Origin of the sequence: Burkholderia sp. PAMC 26561, assembly GCF_001557535.2 — a bacterium.
Classification (GTDB): domain Bacteria; phylum Pseudomonadota; class Gammaproteobacteria; order Burkholderiales; family Burkholderiaceae; genus Caballeronia.
In genome coordinates, this window is record NZ_CP014308.1 from 392,103 (window position 1) to 413,479 (window position 21,377).

Annotated in this window: 19 protein-coding genes and 1 pseudogene; 4 read left to right on the forward strand and 16 right to left on the reverse strand. The window is 55.3% G+C overall.

Annotated features, from left to right (window positions below; all coding sequences use genetic code 11):
- Window positions 1-79: 79 nt before the first annotated feature.
- The 3 genes from AXG89_RS24710 to AXG89_RS24720 form a co-directional block, all read right to left on the reverse strand.
- Window positions 80-439: a hypothetical protein gene (locus tag AXG89_RS24710; protein WP_236873556.1), complete on the reverse strand. Its 360-nt coding sequence runs from the start codon at window positions 437-439 to the stop codon at window positions 80-82.
- 538 nt (window positions 440-977) lie between these two features.
- Window positions 978-1,865, reverse strand: coding sequence for an NmrA family NAD(P)-binding protein (locus AXG89_RS24715; RefSeq protein WP_062173476.1), 888 nt, complete (start codon window positions 1,863-1,865; stop codon window positions 978-980).
- 298 nt (window positions 1,866-2,163) lie between these two features.
- Complete coding sequence (locus AXG89_RS24720; protein WP_062173478.1) at window positions 2,164-3,123, reverse strand: IS5 family transposase; 960 nt, start codon at window positions 3,121-3,123, stop codon at window positions 2,164-2,166.
- A 602-nt stretch (window positions 3,124-3,725) separates the two neighbouring features.
- Here AXG89_RS24720 and AXG89_RS24725 point away from each other — a divergent pair.
- Window positions 3,726-5,492 carry an MFS transporter gene (locus AXG89_RS24725; protein WP_218778175.1) on the forward strand — a complete coding sequence of 589 codons (1,767 nt, stop codon included), beginning with the start codon at window positions 3,726-3,728 and terminating at the stop codon, window positions 5,490-5,492.
- Window positions 5,493-5,973: 481 nt separating this feature from the next.
- Window positions 5,974-6,333, forward strand: coding sequence for a DUF3331 domain-containing protein (locus tag AXG89_RS44780; RefSeq protein ID WP_082771604.1), 360 nt, complete (start codon window positions 5,974-5,976; stop codon window positions 6,331-6,333).
- Window positions 6,334-6,592: 259 nt separating this feature from the next.
- Here AXG89_RS44780 and AXG89_RS24735 read toward each other — a convergent pair whose 3' ends face one another.
- The 8 genes from AXG89_RS24735 to nthA form a co-directional block, all read right to left on the reverse strand.
- Complete coding sequence (locus AXG89_RS24735; protein ID WP_306299796.1) at window positions 6,593-6,952, reverse strand: MarR family winged helix-turn-helix transcriptional regulator; 360 nt, start codon at window positions 6,950-6,952, stop codon at window positions 6,593-6,595.
- 1,267 nt (window positions 6,953-8,219) lie between these two features.
- Complete coding sequence (locus AXG89_RS24745) at window positions 8,220-8,963, reverse strand: CbtA family protein (protein WP_062173480.1); 744 nt, start codon at window positions 8,961-8,963, stop codon at window positions 8,220-8,222.
- A gap of 13 nt (window positions 8,964-8,976) precedes the next feature.
- Window positions 8,977-9,186 carry a CbtB domain-containing protein gene (locus tag AXG89_RS24750; RefSeq protein WP_062173482.1) on the reverse strand — a complete coding sequence of 70 codons (210 nt, stop codon included), beginning with the start codon at window positions 9,184-9,186 and terminating at the stop codon, window positions 8,977-8,979.
- Between the two features lie 149 nt (window positions 9,187-9,335).
- Entirely contained in the window at window positions 9,336-9,773 is a 438-nt protein-coding gene (locus tag AXG89_RS24755; protein WP_062173484.1) for a nitrile hydratase accessory protein, read from the reverse strand.
- On the reverse strand, window positions 9,770-10,135 hold the full coding sequence (locus AXG89_RS44060) for an SH3-like domain-containing protein (RefSeq protein ID WP_218778176.1): 366 nt from the start codon (window positions 10,133-10,135) through the stop codon (window positions 9,770-9,772). Before AXG89_RS44060 ends, AXG89_RS24755 begins: the two co-directional genes overlap by 4 nt.
- A gap of 2 nt (window positions 10,136-10,137) precedes the next feature.
- Window positions 10,138-10,443: an SH3-like domain-containing protein gene (locus AXG89_RS44065; protein ID WP_218778177.1), complete on the reverse strand. Its 306-nt coding sequence runs from the start codon at window positions 10,441-10,443 to the stop codon at window positions 10,138-10,140.
- 83 nt (window positions 10,444-10,526) lie between these two features.
- Window positions 10,527-11,701, reverse strand: a protein-coding gene (locus tag AXG89_RS24765) for an IS3 family transposase (RefSeq protein WP_119024672.1) whose coding sequence is annotated in 2 segments (ribosomal slippage) — window positions 10,527-11,428 and window positions 11,428-11,701 — 1,176 coding nt in all. Because the reading frame shifts where the segments join, the coding sequence is not laid out codon by codon here.
- A 57-nt stretch (window positions 11,702-11,758) separates the two neighbouring features.
- Entirely contained in the window at window positions 11,759-12,349 is a 591-nt protein-coding gene (nthA, locus tag AXG89_RS24770; RefSeq protein ID WP_062173486.1) for a nitrile hydratase subunit alpha, read from the reverse strand.
- Window positions 12,350-13,208: 859 nt separating this feature from the next.
- Between nthA and AXG89_RS24775 the strand changes: the two genes are divergently transcribed.
- Entirely contained in the window at window positions 13,209-13,490 is a 282-nt protein-coding gene (locus AXG89_RS24775) for a hypothetical protein (protein WP_062173488.1), read from the forward strand.
- 566 nt (window positions 13,491-14,056) lie between these two features.
- Here AXG89_RS24775 and AXG89_RS42320 read toward each other — a convergent pair.
- From AXG89_RS42320 to AXG89_RS24805, 5 genes and pseudogenes are all read right to left on the reverse strand, one after another.
- Window positions 14,057-14,224, reverse strand: coding sequence for a hypothetical protein (locus AXG89_RS42320; RefSeq protein WP_162916122.1), 168 nt, complete (start codon window positions 14,222-14,224; stop codon window positions 14,057-14,059).
- A gap of 529 nt (window positions 14,225-14,753) precedes the next feature.
- On the reverse strand, window positions 14,754-15,377 hold the full coding sequence (locus tag AXG89_RS24785; protein WP_062173490.1) for a glutathione S-transferase family protein: 624 nt from the start codon (window positions 15,375-15,377) through the stop codon (window positions 14,754-14,756).
- 55 nt (window positions 15,378-15,432) lie between these two features.
- Complete coding sequence (locus tag AXG89_RS24790) at window positions 15,433-16,266, reverse strand: SDR family NAD(P)-dependent oxidoreductase (protein WP_062173491.1); 834 nt, start codon at window positions 16,264-16,266, stop codon at window positions 15,433-15,435.
- Window positions 16,267-16,268: 2 nt separating this feature from the next.
- Window positions 16,269-17,363 (reverse strand): GlxA family transcriptional regulator, encoded by a 1,095-nt coding sequence (locus AXG89_RS24795; protein ID WP_144029392.1) that lies wholly within the window; start codon window positions 17,361-17,363, stop codon window positions 16,269-16,271.
- Window positions 17,364-18,444: 1,081 nt separating this feature from the next.
- Window positions 18,445-19,534: pseudogene (locus tag AXG89_RS24805) on the reverse strand (IS630 family transposase).
- Between the two features lie 736 nt (window positions 19,535-20,270).
- On the opposite strand from AXG89_RS24805, the gene AXG89_RS24815 reads away from it, so the two are divergent.
- Entirely contained in the window at window positions 20,271-21,158 is an 888-nt protein-coding gene (locus tag AXG89_RS24815; RefSeq protein WP_062173496.1) for a response regulator transcription factor, read from the forward strand.
- Window positions 21,159-21,377: the final 219 nt, after the last annotated feature.

Here is a 21,377-nt window from a genome sequence, read left to right on the forward strand (position 1 = left end):
CGGCGCAACGTAACGCCCAAGTTCATGAAATCGTGTTTCCAGCGAGAAGCACCAGGTAGTGCCCAGTGATCGCGTTAAATCAACTGAAACGTTGACTGCGAACTGCAGGAGGTAGCGGATGTTTTTCCGTGGAAAAAGACGGAGTGCTGGGCGTGTTATTGCCGCTAGACATTTTAGCCCAGGTTTGAATTTGCCCAACTGGATCTGGACTTTCAATCACGTCGTATCCGGCGCTGGTCAACCGATACTCTGCTGGCGTGGTGCATTCGGTCACCATCCCCATATCCTTAAGCAATGCCAAATGGAGTCTCACCTCGGACCAATTGTGCCCCTCTTTTTCGCCCGCGCCTTTCTCGATGTCCTTACAGCATTGCGTCGGCTTGTCATCGTCTTGCATGAAGGAAAGGATACTGATGAGAAGTTCGGTGTTTCTACGCATTTTGACCTCCACGAATAGTTCAAGCTTGATACAAGATATCAGTCCTGCGACAAAACAGCATCGAAACAAAGCGATCCGAAGCGGTGTACGGAATTCGCTCGACATCTACAGGAACGTGGCGAACAAATGTCACTTGATAGGGTTACACGGCAAGGAGGTTGCCGCGGGAAAGGCGTTTTTTGCGCGCAGCTTGTCCGCCCTCAATGCAATCTTAGCTACCTTCGCCTTTGGGTCTGCAACGGGCGCCTCAAACACGACCGCGTTTGATCGGAGTTCGTCAGTTGTATGTTGATCTTTCACTCACACCGGCATTGATGCTCGTTCGGTCCTAGCCACCTGCCCTTACGTAAACGCCGCCCTAAGCAATTCCTTAGATTAGCAGACCATTGACATCCCGGGTTAAATGAGCATCCGGGACGCAGGTGCAAACGGTGATCTGATGTAAGCGGCGGAGGTAAAATGAGGTCGGCCGAACATCGCGCCGGCAGCCGACCGACTCAAACTTACACGACATTCCTGCGCGCAGTCTCATCAATACCTAGCCTGGTTGGAAGCGGCTGAGGTTCGCCTTGACATATTCTCCCACAGTCACCGGGGCGCGTCCGGTTAGCCGCTGAACAACGTCGTTTGTTCCGGCAAACACACCCGCGTTGTAGTCGCGGTACACATTTACGATATGTTGAATGAAGTACGGTGTCATTCCGACCTGCGCGAGGCGTGCTTCGAATGCGTCGAAGCTTTCGTTCTCGTAGGTCATCTTCCGCCCAAGCGCTTCGCCAACCGCCGCTGCAAGCTCTGCATGGTTCACCTCGGCGGCGCCGAACAGATTGTAGGTCTTCCCCGCATGGTCGGCCGGATTCAGCAAAGTGTTCGCGATAACCCGCCCTTGATCTTCAGCGGCAATAGGGGCGTGCCTACCTTCGCCTGCCGGCACTTTCAGCAAATCGTGGTTTGCGATAAGCGGAAGTTGGAATCCGTACATAAGCCATTCCATAAAGAATGTCGGGCGCAAATGCGTTACCGGAATTCCAGCCCAGTCAAATATGCGTTCGCCATACCAATGGGACAGTGCTGCATAGCTAACTGCGTCTGGTCGCGCTGATATTTGAGACATATTAACGATTGAGCGCAACTTGACCTGCTTCGCCGCCTCCGCGAAATAGGCCGAGGCATCGGCCAGTTTTCCATGATGAATGGGGTAGACAAAGTACGCGCCAGTTGCACCGTCAACCGCTCTACGAACTGCCTGCGGATCGAGAAGGTCACCCAGTACCACGTCCACACCCGACGCCTTAAGTTTTTCCGCCCGCTCGTCCTGACTGTGTACCATGGCCCGTACCGCGGCACCTTTTGCCAGCAACTCTGCGATTGCATGCCCGCCGGTTGCGCCGGTAGCACCGGTAATCAAAAACAGTTCGCCACTCATATTTCAGATCCTGATTTGGATTAGTCACTATTTGCGCAGACCGCCGTTAAGAGTAAGCGCGACAGTCTGGAAAATAGGGATTTGCTCGAGGTAAACGTAGCTGGCATGTATGCAGGTATGAGTCGTCCATACTCGCGATGTCTCGCGTCTTAGCTGGAGAACACGTCGCGCGACATCGTCCAAAATTCTCCTGGAAAGAGTTGGCCGCAAAACCCGAGCTGTAATAACTCCAAGGCCCCGCGAGGGCGTTGTTGCGTAAATCGAGCATGAAGACACAACGTCTCCTGTGATCTTAAATTCAAGCAATGCGAACGGACTGAGGGCGTGCAAGTACCGCCATTCGGTTCACGACGCCGACGCGGATCGCCATCTCGGTCGCTTGCGAACCGATGCGGCGCGACCACAGACGATTACCCGTAAGTATCTTAAAGCGGTACATCGTGTTCTCGACGAGCGAACGCCGGTGATAGCCGCTGCGCTTCTTCCATTCGCCTCGACCGTCTCGCACGATGTCTCCGATCGCCTCGTTGCGCCAGCTTGCGCCGGGCGTGCACTCAGGCCAGGGCTTTGCCCCTTCGCGCGGTGGAATCGAGGGCGCGGCGCCGCGCGCTGCAATCGCTGCATGGCAGCGCTTCGTATCGTACGCACCGTCACCGCCGATCGTCTCGATAGGTTCGTCTGCGGGGATCTGGTCCAGCAGCCCGGGCAATACGCTCGCGTCATCGACATCCTGATGCGTCATCAGTGCCGCGCGCACCTGACCGGTCTTCGCGTCCAGTCCCAGATGGACCTTACGCCAGGTGCGCCGCTTCGAATAGCCGTGCTTGCGAACCTTCCATTCACCTTCGCCGTAGAGCTTGACGCCCGTGCTGTCCACGACCAGATGCAGCGGTTCACCACTGGGTGTGACGGGTAGCGCCACCTTCAGATCCTGCGCGCGCCGGCTCAGTGTCGTGTAGTTCGGCACAGGGAGCTCGGCGAACGCAAGCTCCCGCAGACTTTGCGCGAAGCCCTGGGCGGCTCGCAACGTCAAGTGGTACACCTGCTTGAGCGTGAGCAGTGCCTGAATAAGTGCATCCGAGTAGACGTGCGGCCTGCCGCGCACCACGGGTTCCGCTTCGCTTACCATCGTCAATGCGCTCTCATTGATCCACATAGTCACGCTGCCTCGTGCGATCAGCCCCGCGTTGTACTCCGACCAATTCCTGACGCGATAGACCCCTTTGGGCTCGCAGCTGTTGCGTTCGTCCTTGCGCATCTTCCCGCCAAATATCGAGAATCTACGCAGTTCCACAAAGAGTTAACAGAGGTGCCGCCCCGACCGTTGCGCGTAAACGTCACGCCTCCGCGCGACAACCGGATTAATGCAACAACGCCCCCCGCGAGTACATTGCCACGAACTGACTATGTTGTCCGTCGCACGGCTGCGCAATCGTCCTTAGGTATGGCCTATGCCCCGCCGTGAGTATTTGTCCTATCCCAGACACCCCTATCCAATATTGACCGTCTACGTTGCATATGCAAATACGCCTATCTGTCCTCGCATAGTCAGTTTGCTAATCTACTGGTTCGATCGTATTGCGTGCGCAGAGTTATGCGGCGCTGCCGAAAACCGGTCAAAGGCATATTTAGTTCGTGAAAAATCCGGTCAAATACGTGCTTATACTCTCACTTCTACTCGAAACAAGCTGGTAACACGAGCGGTGTGGCGCTGGCGGCCTGTCATAGTTTGAACGCACTGTCGACTTGGCCACGGCTACACGTCGCTTGCTTAGTTCAGTTCATTCAAAGGTTGGCCGAAATCGTGGAGCACTTTACCCCTGCTCAGCAATCGCGTGACATAAGGTTTAAGCAGGTAGCATGCGTGCGACGTCTTCAGATGCCGTTCACGCAACCGACCGGGGCGGCTTCTGCTCGGTAGATATAAAACCCATTGTTCGCCAGCAAAAACGCGGCTCCGGTGCGTTGCAAATCCTGCCATTCCGCAATTCGGATGCAGTCGGACGCGGATCGCATGCTGTACATAGGTTGATGCAGGCGGAGTCGTTTAACAAGATAGGAAATTCGATTATGGACGCAACAACCTCACCCGCCAACAAGCGAGCGATTCTCTTTGTCGTCTCAACGGTCTCATCACTTGTAATGCTTGACTCAAACATCGTCGCGGTCGCACTACCTACGATTTCACGATCGTTGAATGCGGACTTCGGTGAAGTCCAGTGGGTTATCACAGCATATGTCCTTCCATTTGCGGCTCTGTTGCTTCCGGCCGGTTCGTTTAGTGACAAAGTTGGCAGACGCCTCGCCGCTGTAGTGGGCATGGCCATTTTTGCGCTGGCATCGCTGTTCTGCGGATTGGCTAAAGTGCCGCTGGTACTAGACCTGGCAAGAGCAGTGCAAGGTGTCGGAGCCAGCCTGGTCATGACCTCTTCGTTGGCGTTGATCAACCACATTTTCCAAGGTGGCGAGCGGGCGAAGGCATTTGCGTTCTGGGGGTCCAGTCTAGGTATCGCAATCACGTGTGGCCCAATAATCGGGGGTGTGATTTCCAGTGTCTTCGGCTGGCAGTGGGCCTTCCTCATCAACATCCCAATCTGCGTCGCACTTATCGCCGGGATTCTGAAGCTTGTCCCGGAGTCTCGCGACCCTGACGCGAAGGGACTGGACTATATTGGCATCGGGACGTTTAGTAGCGGCCTCTTTCTTTTGACGTGGGCAGTGATCGACGGTAACGCGGTTGGATGGTTGACCACGACGGTGCTCCTGCGCCTGGTTTTTGGCATCGCGCTACTTATCTCGTTTATTGTTGTAGAAAAGAACGTCTCGCGACCGATGTTCGATCTGGCGCTGTTCCGGTCCAAATCATTCGTCGGCGCTGCGTTCGCAATGATGGGTTACGCGGCCGGCGCTCAGGTCTTGATCTTCTACCTCCCGCTCTATCTGCAAAACGCGTTCGGCCTGTCACCGATGAGAGCCGGCATCTCGATGCTGCCATTCGCGCTTCCGATGTTTCTCGTTCCACGCCTGCTTGCCCGATTTCACTGGTCGCAACGGTTCTCTCTGGGGCTAGGCCTCACCATTACTGCGACTGCCGACCTTGCATTGGCATTGCTTGCCCATCTAGATGTTTCTTACACGCCGTTCGCGATCGGTATGCTGGCGGCAGGTATCGGTGCTGGGATTTTGAACGGCGAGACGGCCAAGGCCATGCAGGGTGCTATTCCGGCAAGTCGGGCGGGGATGGGTTCCGGTATCGGAGGTACAACGCGATTCACCGTGTTGCTGTTTGGTGTCGCGGCCCTTGGCGCTATCCTGGTAGTAAAGGCAACTAAACGTTTTGCGCCTCTCGCACAGCAACTGGGTATTGAGCCCTTGCGCGCAGCTGAGATATCGAAGCGGTTCTCTGCCGGCGACGCCGCTGCTGCGTTACATGCTATCCCCGACGATTTGAAAGTCTCCGTCGGCAATGCATTGCGCGAAGCCTTCCAGTCAGGTTTTGCGTATGCGGCCATTGCCGCCGCCGCCGTTGCAATTACATCGCTATTGCTGACGTTAGCTTTCTATTCGCGAGATCCGGCGCAAGCCCCTGTTGGAGATGACGAGGCTATGTTTGTTGCTGGCGAATGATTCGACGCAGGCCTAGGAGCGCATGAAACCTTTTGGGGTTTGCGCCCGTGTGCCCGCGGGACAACTCCAGCGCCACACCCCAAGAGAGTAGGCCAGACCGACCACAGCAGCTAACCGCGCAGAGATTCGGCAAGGTCACTCGAACTAAAACGACTGCTCCGCGACGCCACAGTTCGTCAGTTCAAAAATTTTTATGAATTCGGCCTAATACCTACCTAAGGATATCTTGTCGAGCGATGACTACTTGCGCATAGTGAACGAACGGTAGTCCACACCTGTCAGTTCTGCGCTGGACAACCTGCATCGCACCTATAGTGCGGCGATTGAACTATCCCACGCCCGCGACAAGTCGGTAATGCCGGTGCACGCCCTCACCTTGTGACTTTTAATGACGAAGTTCACACGTCACTAAAGCGATTAGTTTAATGCTATCAAGTATCCGCCCAGCGGCCAAGGCTACGCAATCTGTGAGGACGTAAGCATGTTGAACGAGCTAGAAGAAGCAAGCCCCTGGATCCAGACGATTGAGGCGCTACGCACCGTCTCCAGCGAGAATGGAGTACGATCGAAGAAGCCGGTCGCAAATGCAAAGTCTGCCTTCGATTCTACGTGTCCCCGGTCCAAGAACTACGTAGTTCGAGTCACCGACCGTACTTCGCCCACCACGGTAACAGTCGAGTGGTGCGATCCAACTGTTGCGCACTATGGCGCGCAACTCTGGCGACTTGGGTCGGCTCGCGCGTCTGGTTCGTGTGCTGTAAGCGGGGCAACAATCGCTCGGGGGAAGCGGTCTACCGCCCTTCTATTGGACGTTTCCCCCCGCAAAATCGCAACGCGATGATACTTGCCTCGACGATAGACAAGATGATGGGCGTCGAGTCGACGTAGCCCGCTGAGACGCCGAGCGGGAAAAATTTGAGCTGGTTGGTGGACCTCGCCATTTTCTACGCGACCGCCGGTGCTCCCACAACTTCCGCCAAGCTATGAAAGCGCCGTCCGGCATCGCATACAAATGTCGACATCAAACGGTGCCGCGATACTAAAAAATCCTGTGTCAGCGCGTCGTAACTCGTCAACGGACCCGCGTTGGCATATGCGTGTCAGGATCCGTTGAATGGACCAGCACTGCCCTCTTGCAAACTTCCCCCCGCTAACCGGAGTTCGTCGCTCATATCATCTTCACTTTGATCTGTTGCACTGAAAGCAGTTAATACGCGCAATGTCGTTTCAAATTCCGAGGCGCTTACATCGCCCAACATTCTCGAATGCAACGCGATTATCCGCTGCTCCATTTCCACGGCAGCGGTGCGGCCGCGATCCGTCAAAGAGACAATCTTGGCCCGCTTATCCTCCGGATCGGAAACGCGCCGAACAAGTCCTGCATCACAAAGTTGGTCCAGCAAACGCACGAGCGATGCGCCTTCAATCCCCACGTGCTCAGCCAGAGTTGTCTGACGCACCGCCACATCCAGTCTTTAGGCCGCTAACAATGCGGCCGCACAAGCCTCTGAAACATTGAATTCCTTAGCACAGCGGCGCAAGTTCGGCGCCAGCGGCGAGCAGCCAAAATCAATGCACTACTTACGTTGCGATGTAATGTCGTTAGCTCCCCCATACGGCCTAATAACAATGTTAGATGGGTGGGCAAGCTGCTGTGCTTCTTTTATTTGCAGCCTGTGTAAATTCATCGCTATGCTTTTTCATTTCTTACATTGTTAGCAGCATCCATCAAGGTCCTTGTGCTTTGGCGCTCAGAGCGCTAACTATGAGCAGTCCGTGCACACGTATGTCCGGGTCGGTGTGGACTACACCGAGACAACGATCAAGAATTGCCCAATCAATTGTTACATATGGCAAGAAACTGAACGAATGATGCAAAGGTATGGGACTGGTCCTGTTGACCTCAATATGCGAGCGTACGCGCTTCCAAAAACGGCGACCCGACTGCGCCTACGTCCATTGCGGACCCGGTCAATGGCTAAAGGTCGAAGAGGCGCTTCAGCAGTCGCATAGCCGTCCAATCACAGGACATCGCCGTTCCCCGGCATTTCCCCGGCCACCTGACGCCCGCAGACCCACGCGTCTTTTGCTAAACGTACCCAGGAGGTGCCGTAATCCACGTAGCACCACAACCAGACTTACTTGCAGAAGATTGAAGTCAAGCGTAACCATCAAGCCAGTCAATATCAGCAACGGCAAGACGACTTCCGGTCGGTAAAATTGCCTCTCAATCAGTGTTCTCATTTCGCGTCCAAGATAAAAGTCTCAATTGCGTTTACGATGCGCACAGATAGCCCACATCGACATTTTCAGTGATGTTAGCTAGCCAGCAACGGTTCGTGGGTCCATGAGTATTCGCGCCTCGAAACCGCATGCATCGACAGCCGGATAAACACGTTTTGAGACACACCAGACTGCCAAGGCGAAGGTGCTTTCGGTGATGTTCATCTGGGTAATCTATCAATGCATGAATTGTTGCATATACACCATAATAGATCAAGAAAATACTCTGTCCTGAAAACGATAGTGAAATTTACATGATCTAGAGTCAAGAGATGCGATCAAGCGTCGGACAGGGATCTGTATTTCCTGTTCATCGAACGCGTGCGGACCGCAATTTAATGAGCCCCGTTGTCGAACAGTTGTTCCGTGCGGAAAATGGTTTGGCAACCGCTTCTCGTTGCAGTCGAGAGCCGTCCTCGCAAAGGACGCTCTCGCGAACAAAGGCTAGGCGTGCAAGTGTCGTGGCCGCTGGCTATTGTATGCGCCAGACAACAAGCGAGCGCTCATTGCTCCGAACAGCAGCCCGGTTCCGCCCCAAAGGATCGCGTGCATCCCCCAAGCTGCCATCCGGAAACTCCAAAGGAGGACAGCAGGAAATGCTGCCGGCACCTCGTTGATGTTAGGCAGAAATGCCATCACGGCGACTATAATGGCGACGAATACGGCTCCCGCGCCAATGGATGCATTCCATCCTCCGAGCCGACGCTCAAGTCCACCGCGGAGCTTTACAGCAAAGACCATGGAGACAACAGAGACAAGCAACATCAGGAAATAGAGCTCGGTACGATAGGCTATCGTCCCAGGCTCGCCTACCGACGGCGGATTTGCTGGATATTTGATGCCAGGCACCAGCACGATTGCTACGAACGCCCCTACTGCAAGGTACCCAGACAACGCACGAGCGCTCAAATTTCCCGATCGCCCGTGCGCGTAGGCAAACACCAACGCAAACAGCCCGCCAACGGACGTTCCATACACGGCAACTGCCGTAAAGAGGCCGATTCCAGCCTGCGTCTTGCGACTAACGAGTTCCGGCTCTGGAGCATCGCCCTTTGCCGTGGCAACGCTTTCCTCGAAAGCTATCGCGCGGGCGACTGTGGGCTCGCCTGCTATGGTGGCGAATCCAAACGTGATGAGGCTTGAAATGAAACCCGCGGCCAATCCTCGAATAAGCAATTTTCCGATCATGACAGCACCTCATTTAGTGGCACGGAAAACCGAGAAGATGCCGGCCGTCATGCACAAATTCGTGGACGTACAAGCCTTGAATCATCGAGGTTGCCCCTTGCTCGGCGCCCACGAAATAGATGGCTAGTAAAAGCAGCAGGCCAACGAATATTGCCCACGGCGCGATATCGCAGAGCGGGACGGGCACCGGCTCCACTAGCGGATCAAGAGAAGCTTCATTCATTTCAGTTCTCCAAAATTGGATCTATACCGACAATGCAGGGATGACGATTCCCAGGCGCGAACGCAGTACACGCTGTGGCTGGCGTCTGACGAAACCGACTCAGCTCTCTGCACGCTAGGCAGACTTCGAAAAACCAGGAAAAGGCCGACTCAGGCGAAGCTCTTGACCGCCGAACTGACTACTAACGGCTCCCCGCGGCGCGGTGCAATGTGCTCGTGATCCGGTGGGCAAGTAGCATGCTCAAGCCTTACTGCTTCACCATGCGGGGTGTTGAGATATGCAACCTTCCACATGGCCGCGCGGGTGGGCGAATCGCCGGGTGCAAGCTGACCTGTTTCGATAAGGATTGCATCGAGCGCATCAACCCACTGCCGGAAGTAGGCATCGTTTACGGATTCCCCGGGTCGAGCCGGCGAGGCTGATATCTTTTCGCTGAACACACGGACCCAGTCTTCCCAACTGAAACAACCGTTCTCGTTCAGTCGCAGAACGAGCGCGAAGGCTTGTGCTTGCCACGGTGCGTCGAAAGCCCTCTCTTCCTGATCCCGAATAATTTCCGGCAACGTTGATCCAGAAAATTTATTCATCGGTCGTCCTCGTTACTGACAGCATCCAAATGGTCATCCCAAAGGTCGATGCGTAACGTACTGTTAGCGTTTGCGACACTTCCCCAAAGGTCCTCGGCCGCAAAGCTGATGTTGTACACGTGCTGTGGCGCGGGCCCGTTGCCGTGAGCCATCGTGTCCGGCAAAATGAATACCCCATAGTCGGCCTCGACGGTACCGACTTTGCCTTTCACGTACTGGGTAACGCGCGTATGTCCGGCTGGGTTTAGATTTCTTGCACGAACACGCTGGCCCACAGAGAACTTGGGGGCGACAGGCTGGTCTACTCGTTCCGATGCGCCGGTCGCCAAGACACCAGGTACCATTTCTTTGGTTACGGGCATGTTCAATTCCCCTTAAGTTGAGCCATCCGAGCTTCGATTTCGGCCGTCGAAACTATCCCTGCCTCGTCCAGATTCTTTTCCACTGAGGCCAGCCAGTGCTCGTAGTAGCTCGAGGAAAGGTAATGTGCTGCATTCATCCTTTCCATGCCATGACGAAATGCATGGAGATTGATCGTTCCTATTGCAAATAGAGAAAGGAACATCGCGAGGACGCGCCCTTCCCACTCGTCGGCGAACGCGAGTTCCTGCGCCCTGTAGTGGATTTCTCCGAGCCCGTGCATACCGCCAAGATCGTGAATACCGTTCATCGAACCCTCCGCAATTGTTCAGGTCATGCGATAGGGAGTTTGGGAATACCTGAGGTCGGTCGGAATCCGTGGACGCCAACGGGTTAAGCAGCGATTTTACTCAAATGGAATCGCTGCGTGAAAGCGGCCGGCGACAGATAGTCCAGACGCTCCTGCGTGCGCAGCCGGTTGTAGAAGATCTCGATGTATTCCGTGATTTCTTTGATGGCTTCGTCGCGAGTCGCGAACTTGCGATGATAGATAAGTTCGTTCTTCAGCGAGCCCCAGAACGATTCGATAGGTGCATTGTCGAAACAATTTCCGCGTCTGCTCATAGATGCCTGCATGCCGAACTGTTTGAGAAGATTCTGATAAGCGTGGGCGCAGTACTGACTACCGCGATCAGTATGTTGTATCAGGCCCGTCGGTGGCCGGTGCGACGCGACAGCCCGAAACAGCGCCTGCATGACCAGCTGTTTTGTCATGCGCTCGCTCATGGCATAGCCGACGATCTCTCCGCTAAACAGATCCTTGAGTCCGGCTAGATACAGCCATCCCTCATCGGTCGCGATGTAGGTAATGTCACCGCACCAGGCCTGATTTGGTGCGCTCACACTGAAGTCCTGGTCCAGGATGTTCGGTGCGACTGGCAGGTTGTGCGTCGAGTTGGTCGTCGCCTTGAACTTGCGCTTTTGCTTGCAGCGAAGGCCGAGCTTCGCCCGCAGACGCTTGATGCGGTGAACACCAATCTGGACACCGTGGTTCGCCAGATCCTTCTGTAGCCGTTCCGGGCCGAAGGTTTGTCGGCTACGCTCGTGAGCTGCACGCACCTGCGCTTCGAGCCGAGACTCCTGCTGCGCGTGCAACGACAGCGGCCGTTTGCGCCAGGCATAGTAGCCACTCGTGGACACGCCCAGGAACCGGCACATCGGCGGCACAGGGTACTGCTGTCGCATCTGCTCAATTGCGTCGTACTTCACCGCGACTCCTTCGCGAAGTACGTTGCAAACTTTTTTAACAGATCGCGCTCCATCTTCACTTCTGCCAACTCTCGCTTGAGCCGGCTCAGCTCCGCCTCGATCTCTGTCAGTGGTTTCTGGGTTTGCCCGACGTTCTCCAGCTTGCCGTCCTTTGCGGCGCGAACCCAGTTCGCCAACGTCTTCATCGATATTGACAATCGACGGGCAGCTTCAGACACGCCCACTCCGTCAGTCATTGCCAGTTTTACTGCTTCTTCACGAAATTCCTTCGTGTACACAGCCTTCGGGATTCGCTTCATCAGTGCCTCCATTCCTCAATTCTACGGAATGTTGGCGTCCACTTTTTTCAGCCGACCTCAACCAGTCCCAATCATCGAGTCGCGCGTGACGAGTTCGATCAACTGCTCCTCGATCCAGCCATCAGTCCCCGGTGGCCGCTCCGGTAAGACCATATAGCGAACTTCGGCGCTACTGTCCCACACGCGCACTTCTTTGCTGTCAGGTACGTCGAGACCCAATTCACTCAGCACACCCCTCGGGTCGATGACGACCCGCGAGCGATAAGGTGCGGCCTTGTACCAGACAGGCGGCAGCCCCAACGTCGGCCATGGATAGCATGAACACAATGTGCATACTAGTACGTTATGCACTGTCGGCGTGTTCTCGACCACCACCATGTCTTCGCCCTGAACTCCGGAATAGCCCAGCTCAAGAATCGCCGCGTTACTGTCGCTCAACAGTCGAGCCTTATATTCAGGATCCGCCCAAGCTCGGGCCACGACGGCGGCGCCGTTCCGAGGCCCGATTTTGTGCTGATATGCGTCCACGATTTCGTCAAGCGCAGCTGGATCAACGAGCTGCTTTTCGACCAACAACGATTCGAGAGCTCTCACCCGCAGTTCGATATCTGACGGCGCCTTGGTGTGCTCGTGCTCATGAGATGTCATCTTGCACTCCATTGTTAATCCAACGATTTAAACCATGCGATTTTGGCGCGGAACTCCGTTAGATATGTAACTGATGTCGTTCAGATCCGGCGGCCATGCAGGTCGTACCCGGAGCGAACGCGTGTCGAGCGGATGAAAAGTTCGGGAAGTCCTGACGCCGAGCTCTCGCTCACCTCATGATCTTGCTACAAACCAAATGAGTTTGAAATGGCCTCGTCTTTTCAGGTAGAAACGCCAGCGACCGACTGTGACAAGTATTCCGTGCAACAACAAGTCATCCTTAGGTGTGGCCACGCCTCAGTGCATCGCGAGCCTTTGAAACGCACCGAGAAGGCCGCGGATCAAGAAACCACGATAGAATGAATCGGGCCACACCGGGCAATTAGTTGACGTTAAGCGCGTTGGTCTCGGACTGATTGCTCGTTCGTCGCCCAATGCCAGAGGTAGCGTGTCCTCTGGCATGCTTCCCAACGCCGGCACAATCAGGCTGCCGGTTTCCATGTAAACAATTATCGAGGCCGCATTTGAAAAGGTGTTCCGTTGTCGACGGATGAGGCAACCGACCGGCCCGATACCGCGTTCGCCCACCGACATGGGCGAACAGCGCAACTGAAGATTTTAAATCGATAGACATACCAAAGGACAAGTTCGCTTCCTCAAGTTATGCGGCATTCTGGTTGCCTGGTTTTTGGACCAAATGAGTCTCATGTGGCCCGCATCCCAGCGTGAACCCGTCGCGTAGTTCGAGGAGATGGTTTTTCGGTCCGTACGACTTCCTTCTCGTTCGAGCCACGAATGCGGTGCATGCCCGACGTTCTTGCGCAACCTGTAGACTGCGCGCCCCATTCTGGAGAAAAACATGAAAGTGATGGCCGTGGGTACGCTCACTCCTCTAACGCCCGAGCAACGCCTGGAAATTCTGCCGAAGGAAGTGCCGGCGACGCTGAAAATCTATCTCGAGGACAAGATGGAACAGTTTTGGCTGCGTGAGAAAGAGGCGGGTGTCATTTTCCTGATGAACGTCGACACAGCAGAGGCGGCCGGGAAGATCCTAGGCGAACTTCCTCTGGTGAAGGCAAACCTTCTCAAGTTCGAATTGTTGCCGATTGGGCCTTTGCTTCCCCTTGGCATGCTGCTGTAGGACGACCGCACTAAATGCGAGGGAGGCCCTGCTTGATTTGCAATTGAAGTGTTATCGAAGCAAGAGACAGATACGAGCCTCCCAACCCAGGCGTCAAGGTGCACTTGACCTTTAGCGCCGGCGTTGGCAACAAAAGACGCACGATGCCGGATGCGTTGGTCGGCTCAATTCGCTGGCCGTTCGCTCGGTCATCCACAAGGGGTGCGCCAGATTTTGCTAGTTGATGGATAGCTGGGGTGAACGCCGCCCCCTACGGGGAATTCGACACATAAGCGCCAGAAAGTATCCCGAGTGATGACAGCGCAAAGCCGAACGGAGTCAATGTGGCAGAGTGTTGCTACCGCTACCACTCGAAAGGGAGTAATCGTCATGGATACCTCGACCTACGGGCTGGACATTTCGAAACGCGTCTTTCAAATGAATTGGGCTGAAAGCGACACTGGGGAAATCGTTAACCGGCAGTTTACGAGGCAGCAGCTGATCGAGTTTCTCGGTCAGCGAATAGCGGGTCGTGTAGCCTTGGAAGCGTGTGGCAGTGCGCATTAGTGCGCCCGGAAGACAGCACGTTAGCCCACGAGGTCAAGTTGCCGCACGCGAAGTTTGCTCGCCCGTTCGTTCAAACCAACGAAACTGATGCAGCCGACGCGCGAGCGATTTGTATGGCCGCGCAGCAACGCGGGAAGCGCTATGTAGCGCCAAAGACGGTCGAGCAGCAAGCGACCTTGGTTTTGCATCGATGCGCTTACTGCTGATCAAATCCCGCACCATGCAGGTCAATCAACTTCACGGCCTCTTGTACAAATCGGTGTGGTCCTCACAGCCGGTCGCGCCGCTGGCATAGCCGATGTTCGCGAGCGCCTTCACGAGGTTGAACAGGCTGTACCGGGCACGCTGTTCTTCGCTCTGATTGTATTAGTCGAGAAAAGTCCGCCCCGGATCCTTCAGATTCTTTCGGTGTGTTTGGCCCCTTTTGGTCGAACATCCGGATGCTATGCATCACCTTTTCAAGCGCTCCGCCGAATGTCCAACGATGGATGGTTGTTGCATAGTAGTAGTGCGGCGATACGGTTATTGGTAGGCCCTGCTCCTTGATTCCTTGAACAATTATTCAACGTAAGAGACCCGTCCCGTTGTCGGTATCACTCTCGCCGACCAACTCCATGTCGCTCCTGCTGGCCTGACAAATTTGTTTTGCGGATCAACGACGAGAAGGCCGACCCTAAAACGGTCGAGCCGATCCGCAAAGACAAGGAATGTGTTGCTTTAAATGCCATCGAAGGCTTTCAGACCGCGTTGGACTGACGGGCGCTCGGCTACATCATAGAACCAGCGCTGCAAGTTCGGGACGGCGCGCCAATCTAGGCCAGAACTAAGCGAGCCCGTTATCGTGAGCGCGCAAATATCCGCGATGGAGAATTGATCGCCGGCCATGTATCGGGAACGTCTAACGAAGGTATCTGCGAATTTCAATGCGGCGATTGCACGTTCGTTCAGCAGGGAGGCCGCCTGCGAACTTGAGCGGTCCCGAAGAGCGAATGACGCATGGTTAGGCGCGATGACGTCTGTCACGAAGTAAAAGAATCTTTCGTACGCGCGCCCACGATTTTGCGGATCATCGGGCAACAGGCACGAGCACGATTTCTGTGCAATATAGAGAAGAATTGCATTGGACTGTGTGAGCACGAAGCGGCTGCCGCATGCCCGACGCTCGACCAGGACCGGGACCTTCCCTGCCGGATTCAGCGAGAGGTGTTCCTCCGCACGTTGCTGTCCTCCAGCGAGGTCCATGGGTCGGATTTTGTAGGACAGCGATGCCTCTTCGAGTGCAATTGAGACCCGCAAGCAATTACCGGTCTTGGCGCCGTAAAGCTCCAAAGATGTCGACATCAGGTATTCCTTTGAGGAAGCAACTTCAAATGCGTGGCGCCGCGAAGCGCGTAGGCTACGCGTCCGTTATTGCGCGCGCAGCGCCTGTGCTTGAGCTCCGATAACGAGGCGCGGGCGTCGAATGCAGAAGCTTTTGAAAAAATATGTGACGGTCCGCATCGAACGAGCACCAGTCGGCCGGGTCTTGTAGCGATGGTAGAGTCACAATTTCCCCTCGGTCGAGCCCGTCCAGTGAGGCGTCTACTACGTCCTCCGCCGTCATCATCCAGTCGTCAGGCAAGCTCGTATGGGCCATTCCGGCTACCCGCCAGAAGTCTGTCACCGTTGGGCCGGGTAGAACGATGTGGATGCGCACGCCCCTCGCGGAAAGTTCATGATGTAGGGCCTGCGTGAAGGCAAGGACGTACGCTTTGGTCGCACCATATACGCTATTCAGGATCGCTGGCTGAATGGCCAGAATGGACGCTATATTGATTATGGTCCCCGTACCTCGAGCCACGAAGGCGGGCGCAACCGCATGCGTCAATCGCGTCAGGGCGCGGATGTTCAACAAGATCATGTCTTCCATGTGGTCAACATCCGAATCGACCAGGGATGAAACAGCTCCAAAGCCGGCACAGTTCACGAGCATCGTGATGCTCTTCTCAGTCCGGATTCGCGCTTCCAGAAGATGCAGGTCAGCTTGATTGTTAAGGTCGGCTATAACGGCTGTTACCGATCTTCCGTGTGCCATACCCACACGGTCAGCGACCTCGCCAAGACGTCGCTCGTTGCGCGCAACGAGCACAACGTCGTACCCACGGCCCGCCATACGGTCCGCGTAAATTGCGCCGATACCTGATGACGCGCCAGTTATGACAGCTGTTCCCATTCCTTGACGAAAGTTCATGATCATCTCCGTGCGTTACGGCATTGCACATTCGGTATTGTCGGCAGCGTCTCGCCGGTTGACTTGCCGTTGGCACTCCTGTTTAGGTCATGATTCGGTTTTGTTTTTTGCCGGCGTATCAAATGGTCTTCTTGGTCGACTGTCAATCGCCTTCGAAACTCACTTGGAGATATGCGCAGATTTCGTACGAATGCTCTTCGCATCATTTCCGATGACCCGAAGCCGCATGTGTAAGCAATCCATTTGATGGGGCGGTCTGAACCTTCGATGAAATCGCATGCACTCTCGATACGCATTTGTTCGATCGCTCGGGCCGGCGTAAGGCCCGTGTTCGTAACGAAAAACCGCGCGAAAGTCCGGCGACTCATGTTCATTCTCTCTGCGAGTGCGGGCACAGAGAGATCAGAATTGAGGTTTGCTAAAATGAACACACAAAGATACCTAATTCGAGGATCGCCGACCAACTGACCGCGTCGGGTTTTGCTGCCCTGAAATCGCTCGATGGCAGGTTCGCAAGGCGCAATCGCTTTATTCGCAAGATTCGTCGCAATCGCCCGGCCTAGGTCCGCCTCGACCGTGGCCACAGACTTGTCAATTCCAGCCGTTAATCCAGCCGGTATCCTATCGGCCACGTCTCTGACATGAACTACGAATGTTCCGGACCTAACCGCGGGAATGGCAATCGCGACTTTGTGGCACGTAGCCGAATTATCATTGACTCGTCTTTTGGCGAGAGCCCCCGTCTTCGCGAGAAAGAACGCACCGGCAGGAACCGAAGCCAGCCGTGCAATTTGCCGTGCATACGCCGGTAGCCAACGACTCAAATGACCAGTCCTGGAGGTATTGAAGGCGTCTGGATTGCCAGCAGGCGGATATAGCGTTTTCTGCAGAGCCTGAGCGTCTGGTTCTACACGGGCGGAATTGAAATAGGACCTAACTTCCTTTCCTAACAAGGTCGTCTGGTAATAAGGAGCCAGCCCGGCGCACATGAGCTCCTGATTAGCCATAGAGAGGTCCTGCAGCGGTCCGCACAGGTCGAGGAGCAAGGATTCGTCGAATAACAAGAACCAGACCGAATGCATTGTTGCGTTGCTCACAAATTCCTCCCCCGACCCTTAAGCCCGTGTCCCCATCCAAAGATCAATGTCAGATTGTTTATAGCGCAGAGGGCTATAGCAGACAATCAGACCTAGGTCTGGTTCCATGGAGTTTGCCTGCTGTTGGAGAGGCGCAAGATATCGAACGGGTCGATGCGTCGGTTGCCCCTATGGGTTGCGCGCGAAGACAGTAGTGAACGCGTCGGCAGTGGCATCTGCATGCTTCTGACAGATACTTGTGACTGCGCGAGATACGGACCACGAGCGGTAGCATCCGGGTTTAATCCTTCGGCGAGAGATGAGCTTTTGCCCTGTGAACGGCGGTCGAAATCCGCCATTAAACGGGGGCATGAGTTTTCCGGGAACGGTTTTTGAGCAACTCCCGAGCAAAATGTCTCGTAGCGGGGTCAAGGGCAAGCGCAGCTTGGCGAAGCGAATCCTTGACCCCGCGAAGGGACAAAAAACTGGTGCTGGGCGCGACCTCGGTCGCGCCATAAAGCGCATTCTCGCCGCCGTTTAATGGCGGTTTTGCACCGACGCTAACATGCCCGACTCGCAACGGTGCGCCGCGACAATAACAACTGCAAAAGCCAACTGTCAGATGCCTTCCCGCTTTGCAACAACGCGGTCGGGTCAAGGACAACGAACCGGCAGCGGCGCCGGATGCATCTTCGGACGCGCGGTCGCGCGCAAGACCGTGCGTCCGTCAAGCGAAGCGCTCAGAAATGGGGCAAGGGCGGCGCACCTGCGTCCGTCTCATTGGTCGGCGCGCTGACTCGGAATCAGATCGCATACAGCGACGGCAAAAACATCTCGATGATGACGGTTCCGGCCGCAGTTCCGCGAATCAGCGTGTACGCCATTGATCCCAAAAGGAGAACTGTGTGAGAGGGTGCAAATGCAAACACCACTGCGACGGCAGTGAAAACAACCGGTCGCGCCCGCTGTACGATCACCTAAACTACAGCGTGATAGACGTCGAGACTATCCCGTTGATTGGTGTGAATTTGACTGATCAAAATCAAGGTGATGCACATGAAAATCGTGCTCTGGATGTTTCAGCAGCTAAGCCAAAGACAACCTAGTGTTCCGTTCCGCTGATGCTCGTACAAAGTCTTTGTAGCTTTGCGAGGACGGAGTCAGTGGAAGCGGTCCACGTAAAAGGTTCGCAATTCTCGTTGTAGTGGGACACGACTTCGTCAATACGCTTAATGAGTTGCTTGACCGAGCCGAACGAACCGCGACGTATGGCCTTGCCGGTGATCAACGCGAAGAAGCATTCCGCCTGGTTAAGCCACGGACTATAAGTGGGGAGAAATGCATGTGCCACCGAGGCCGCGCAGCCAGCCATGCCTTGACCGTGGGATGCTTGTGGGCACCGTAGTTGTCGACGATGCAGTGCACGTCGAGACCTTCGGGCGCCGCCTTGTCAATCTCGCGCAGGAACGACAGAAACTCATGGTTCCGGTGACGCGGCTTGCAGGCGACCAGTACCGCGCCGTTGAGCACATTCAGGGCCGCAAACAGCGTGGTGGTGCCGTGACGGACATAGTCATGCGTGACGCCCTCAACGTGACCGAGGCCCATCGGCAGCATGGGCTGCGTGCGTTCAAGCGCTTGGCATTGGCTTTTCTCGTCTGCGCACAGCACCAGTGCGTTCTCTGGGGGCTCAGGTACAGGCCGACCACGTCGCGCAGTTTCTCGATGAAGAACGGATTGATGGACAGTTTAAAGCTCTCGCTGCAGTGCGGCTGGAGGCGCAGCAATTTGAAAAATCGATGGACGCTAGTCGCAGAGATTGTCGTCTCCGCGGCAAAGGTGCGTACGCTCCAATGCATGGAGCCGTCGGCAGGCTTGGTATGCAACGTCCGGTGGATCAACTCGACCACCCGCTCGTCATCGATCGTGCGGGGCTTGCCGGGCCGCACTTCGTCGTACAGAACGTTGATGCGTTGTTCAAGGAACCGGGCGCGCCATTTATCGACCGTGGCGCGCATGAGTTGCAAGCGCCGCACAATCTCGCTATTTGGTTCGACCAGCGACCGCAGCCAGAACAATGCGTGCCCGCGTAACCAATGCAGCCGGAATCGAGCGCGAGCGCGCCATCGAAGCAAGCTGCGATTGTTCGGCTTCGTTCAACGTCACCCCACCTTCGGTCGTCCCATTGGCATGTTGGTATTTCCAGTTCCGTTGATACCAACATCCTACGCAAACATAGTTCAGTTAACGGCGGAACAGCACACTAGGCTCACGCATGTCCGTAAGAGCGTTACTGGAAGCCAGGAACGCACAGCACTATGGATGGCACACCGCCGAACGTCCTTGGGAGGGGAAACTGCGTTCCACGCGCTTTCACGCGGCGATGACGAACTCGTCTGGGATACCGTGGCCTTCTCGGACTTTGACGTGCGCGCCAGCGGAATGGATCGCCGTAGCGCGCCTTACGACCGGTCCCGAGCCCAGAAATCTCGCTCCGACGCTCAGACGAACTCTGTGGTGAAGCGCCCGCGAGGCGATGATACCGGCTCAATAACCTACCTCCACGTCGCATTCGCAATCTGCAGAGTCCTAGTCTAGCAGTCCGTGTCGCAATGTGTGGCCCCGGCAAGCGCTACCGTCAGTTACTCACTGACCTTGATAGATCCAGCACGACACACTGATTCACCGTGCATCAGAACGTTCCAGAACTTTGCAGTTTTCAACTAGGGTGCGCAAGTATCTAATCCGCTACGATGTTATGACGCCAATGCCCTCATCGAATGCAGCCGGCGATCTCGCTTCAAGCGCTAACCTCGCTTGACGCACCCAGACGTGCAATACGCGCAGTGCTCGGCACAACAAAAAACGAGCGACCAATCGCGAACATCGATTGATCGTTTTTGACTACATGGCGCCGAAGGAGTGCTCATGGACTCATTCACGAAGCGCCATTTCGTCAAACGGGACGACGGCGATCCTATGCCCGCTGACCGGCCGCCACGCCTCCTCCGGACGAAACCGCTAGCTCAATTTGATGGCGCTGCCGAACAGCTCGAGGCAGGCGGTCAGCTTGGTCAAGATAGTGGTCAGCCCTATAGCGTCAACGTGGGCGACGCTCCAGTCGTTCAAGATGGGTGCAGTGCGCAAACTTCTTCTGCTGACGAGCTAGGCACTGTGTTTCTACTTGTCGAAAAACCACTCGTTTTTGAGTTTCTGCGAGCGTCGCTCTGTTCGGCCGGTATCCGCGTCGTCAAGTTGAAGGATTACTCGGAACTGTCCAACGAGCCCCGGTCAGCTCATCGTGCGTGCCTGATTGTTGGTCGATGCGTCGCTGGAATGGACGGGACAATTGCGCAGGAGATCGTGCAGTCGTCGAGCAACAAAATGCCTGTCATCTTCATCACAGCGAATCACGACGTAGCATTCGCGGTACAGGTGATGCTCGCCGGTGCCGTAGACGTATTGCCCTTGATGCCAACCGAAGCGGAGCTGTTTGATGCCGTCAACAATGCCTTTTCTCTGGACGGGAAACAGCAGGGAAAAACAGCTGCCACCACGCAATTTGCAGAACGCTTCAACACATTGACACAAAGAGAGCGTCAAATCATGACGGCTGTCGTTAAAGGATCGTTAAACAAACAGGTCGCCTATGCGCTGGGCCTTAGCGTGATCACTATCAAGATGCACCGAGGGAGCGCTATGAGAAAGATGGGTGCAACGACATTTGCTGACCTCGTCAAGATCGCGGGTGTGCTCGGGCTTCTGGATAGCCAGGATGACGCGGTTTTTGAAGATAGCGCAGACATAGCGGCGTAACGCCTTGGGACCGCCGTTTGCCGGCTAATACCAAGTTCTTTTAATTGAAAATGTGCAGATGTAATCACGGCTCTATCTTATTCAGGCTGCACGCTCAGATAGATCCAAACAGTGCTGAAGTCGCGTGCTTTTGACAAATGTCTTGAGAATATTCGCTCCAGCATATCTGCAACTCAACCTGATGACAGGCACTAGCTTGCTTCGCACGAGGAGAAGGTA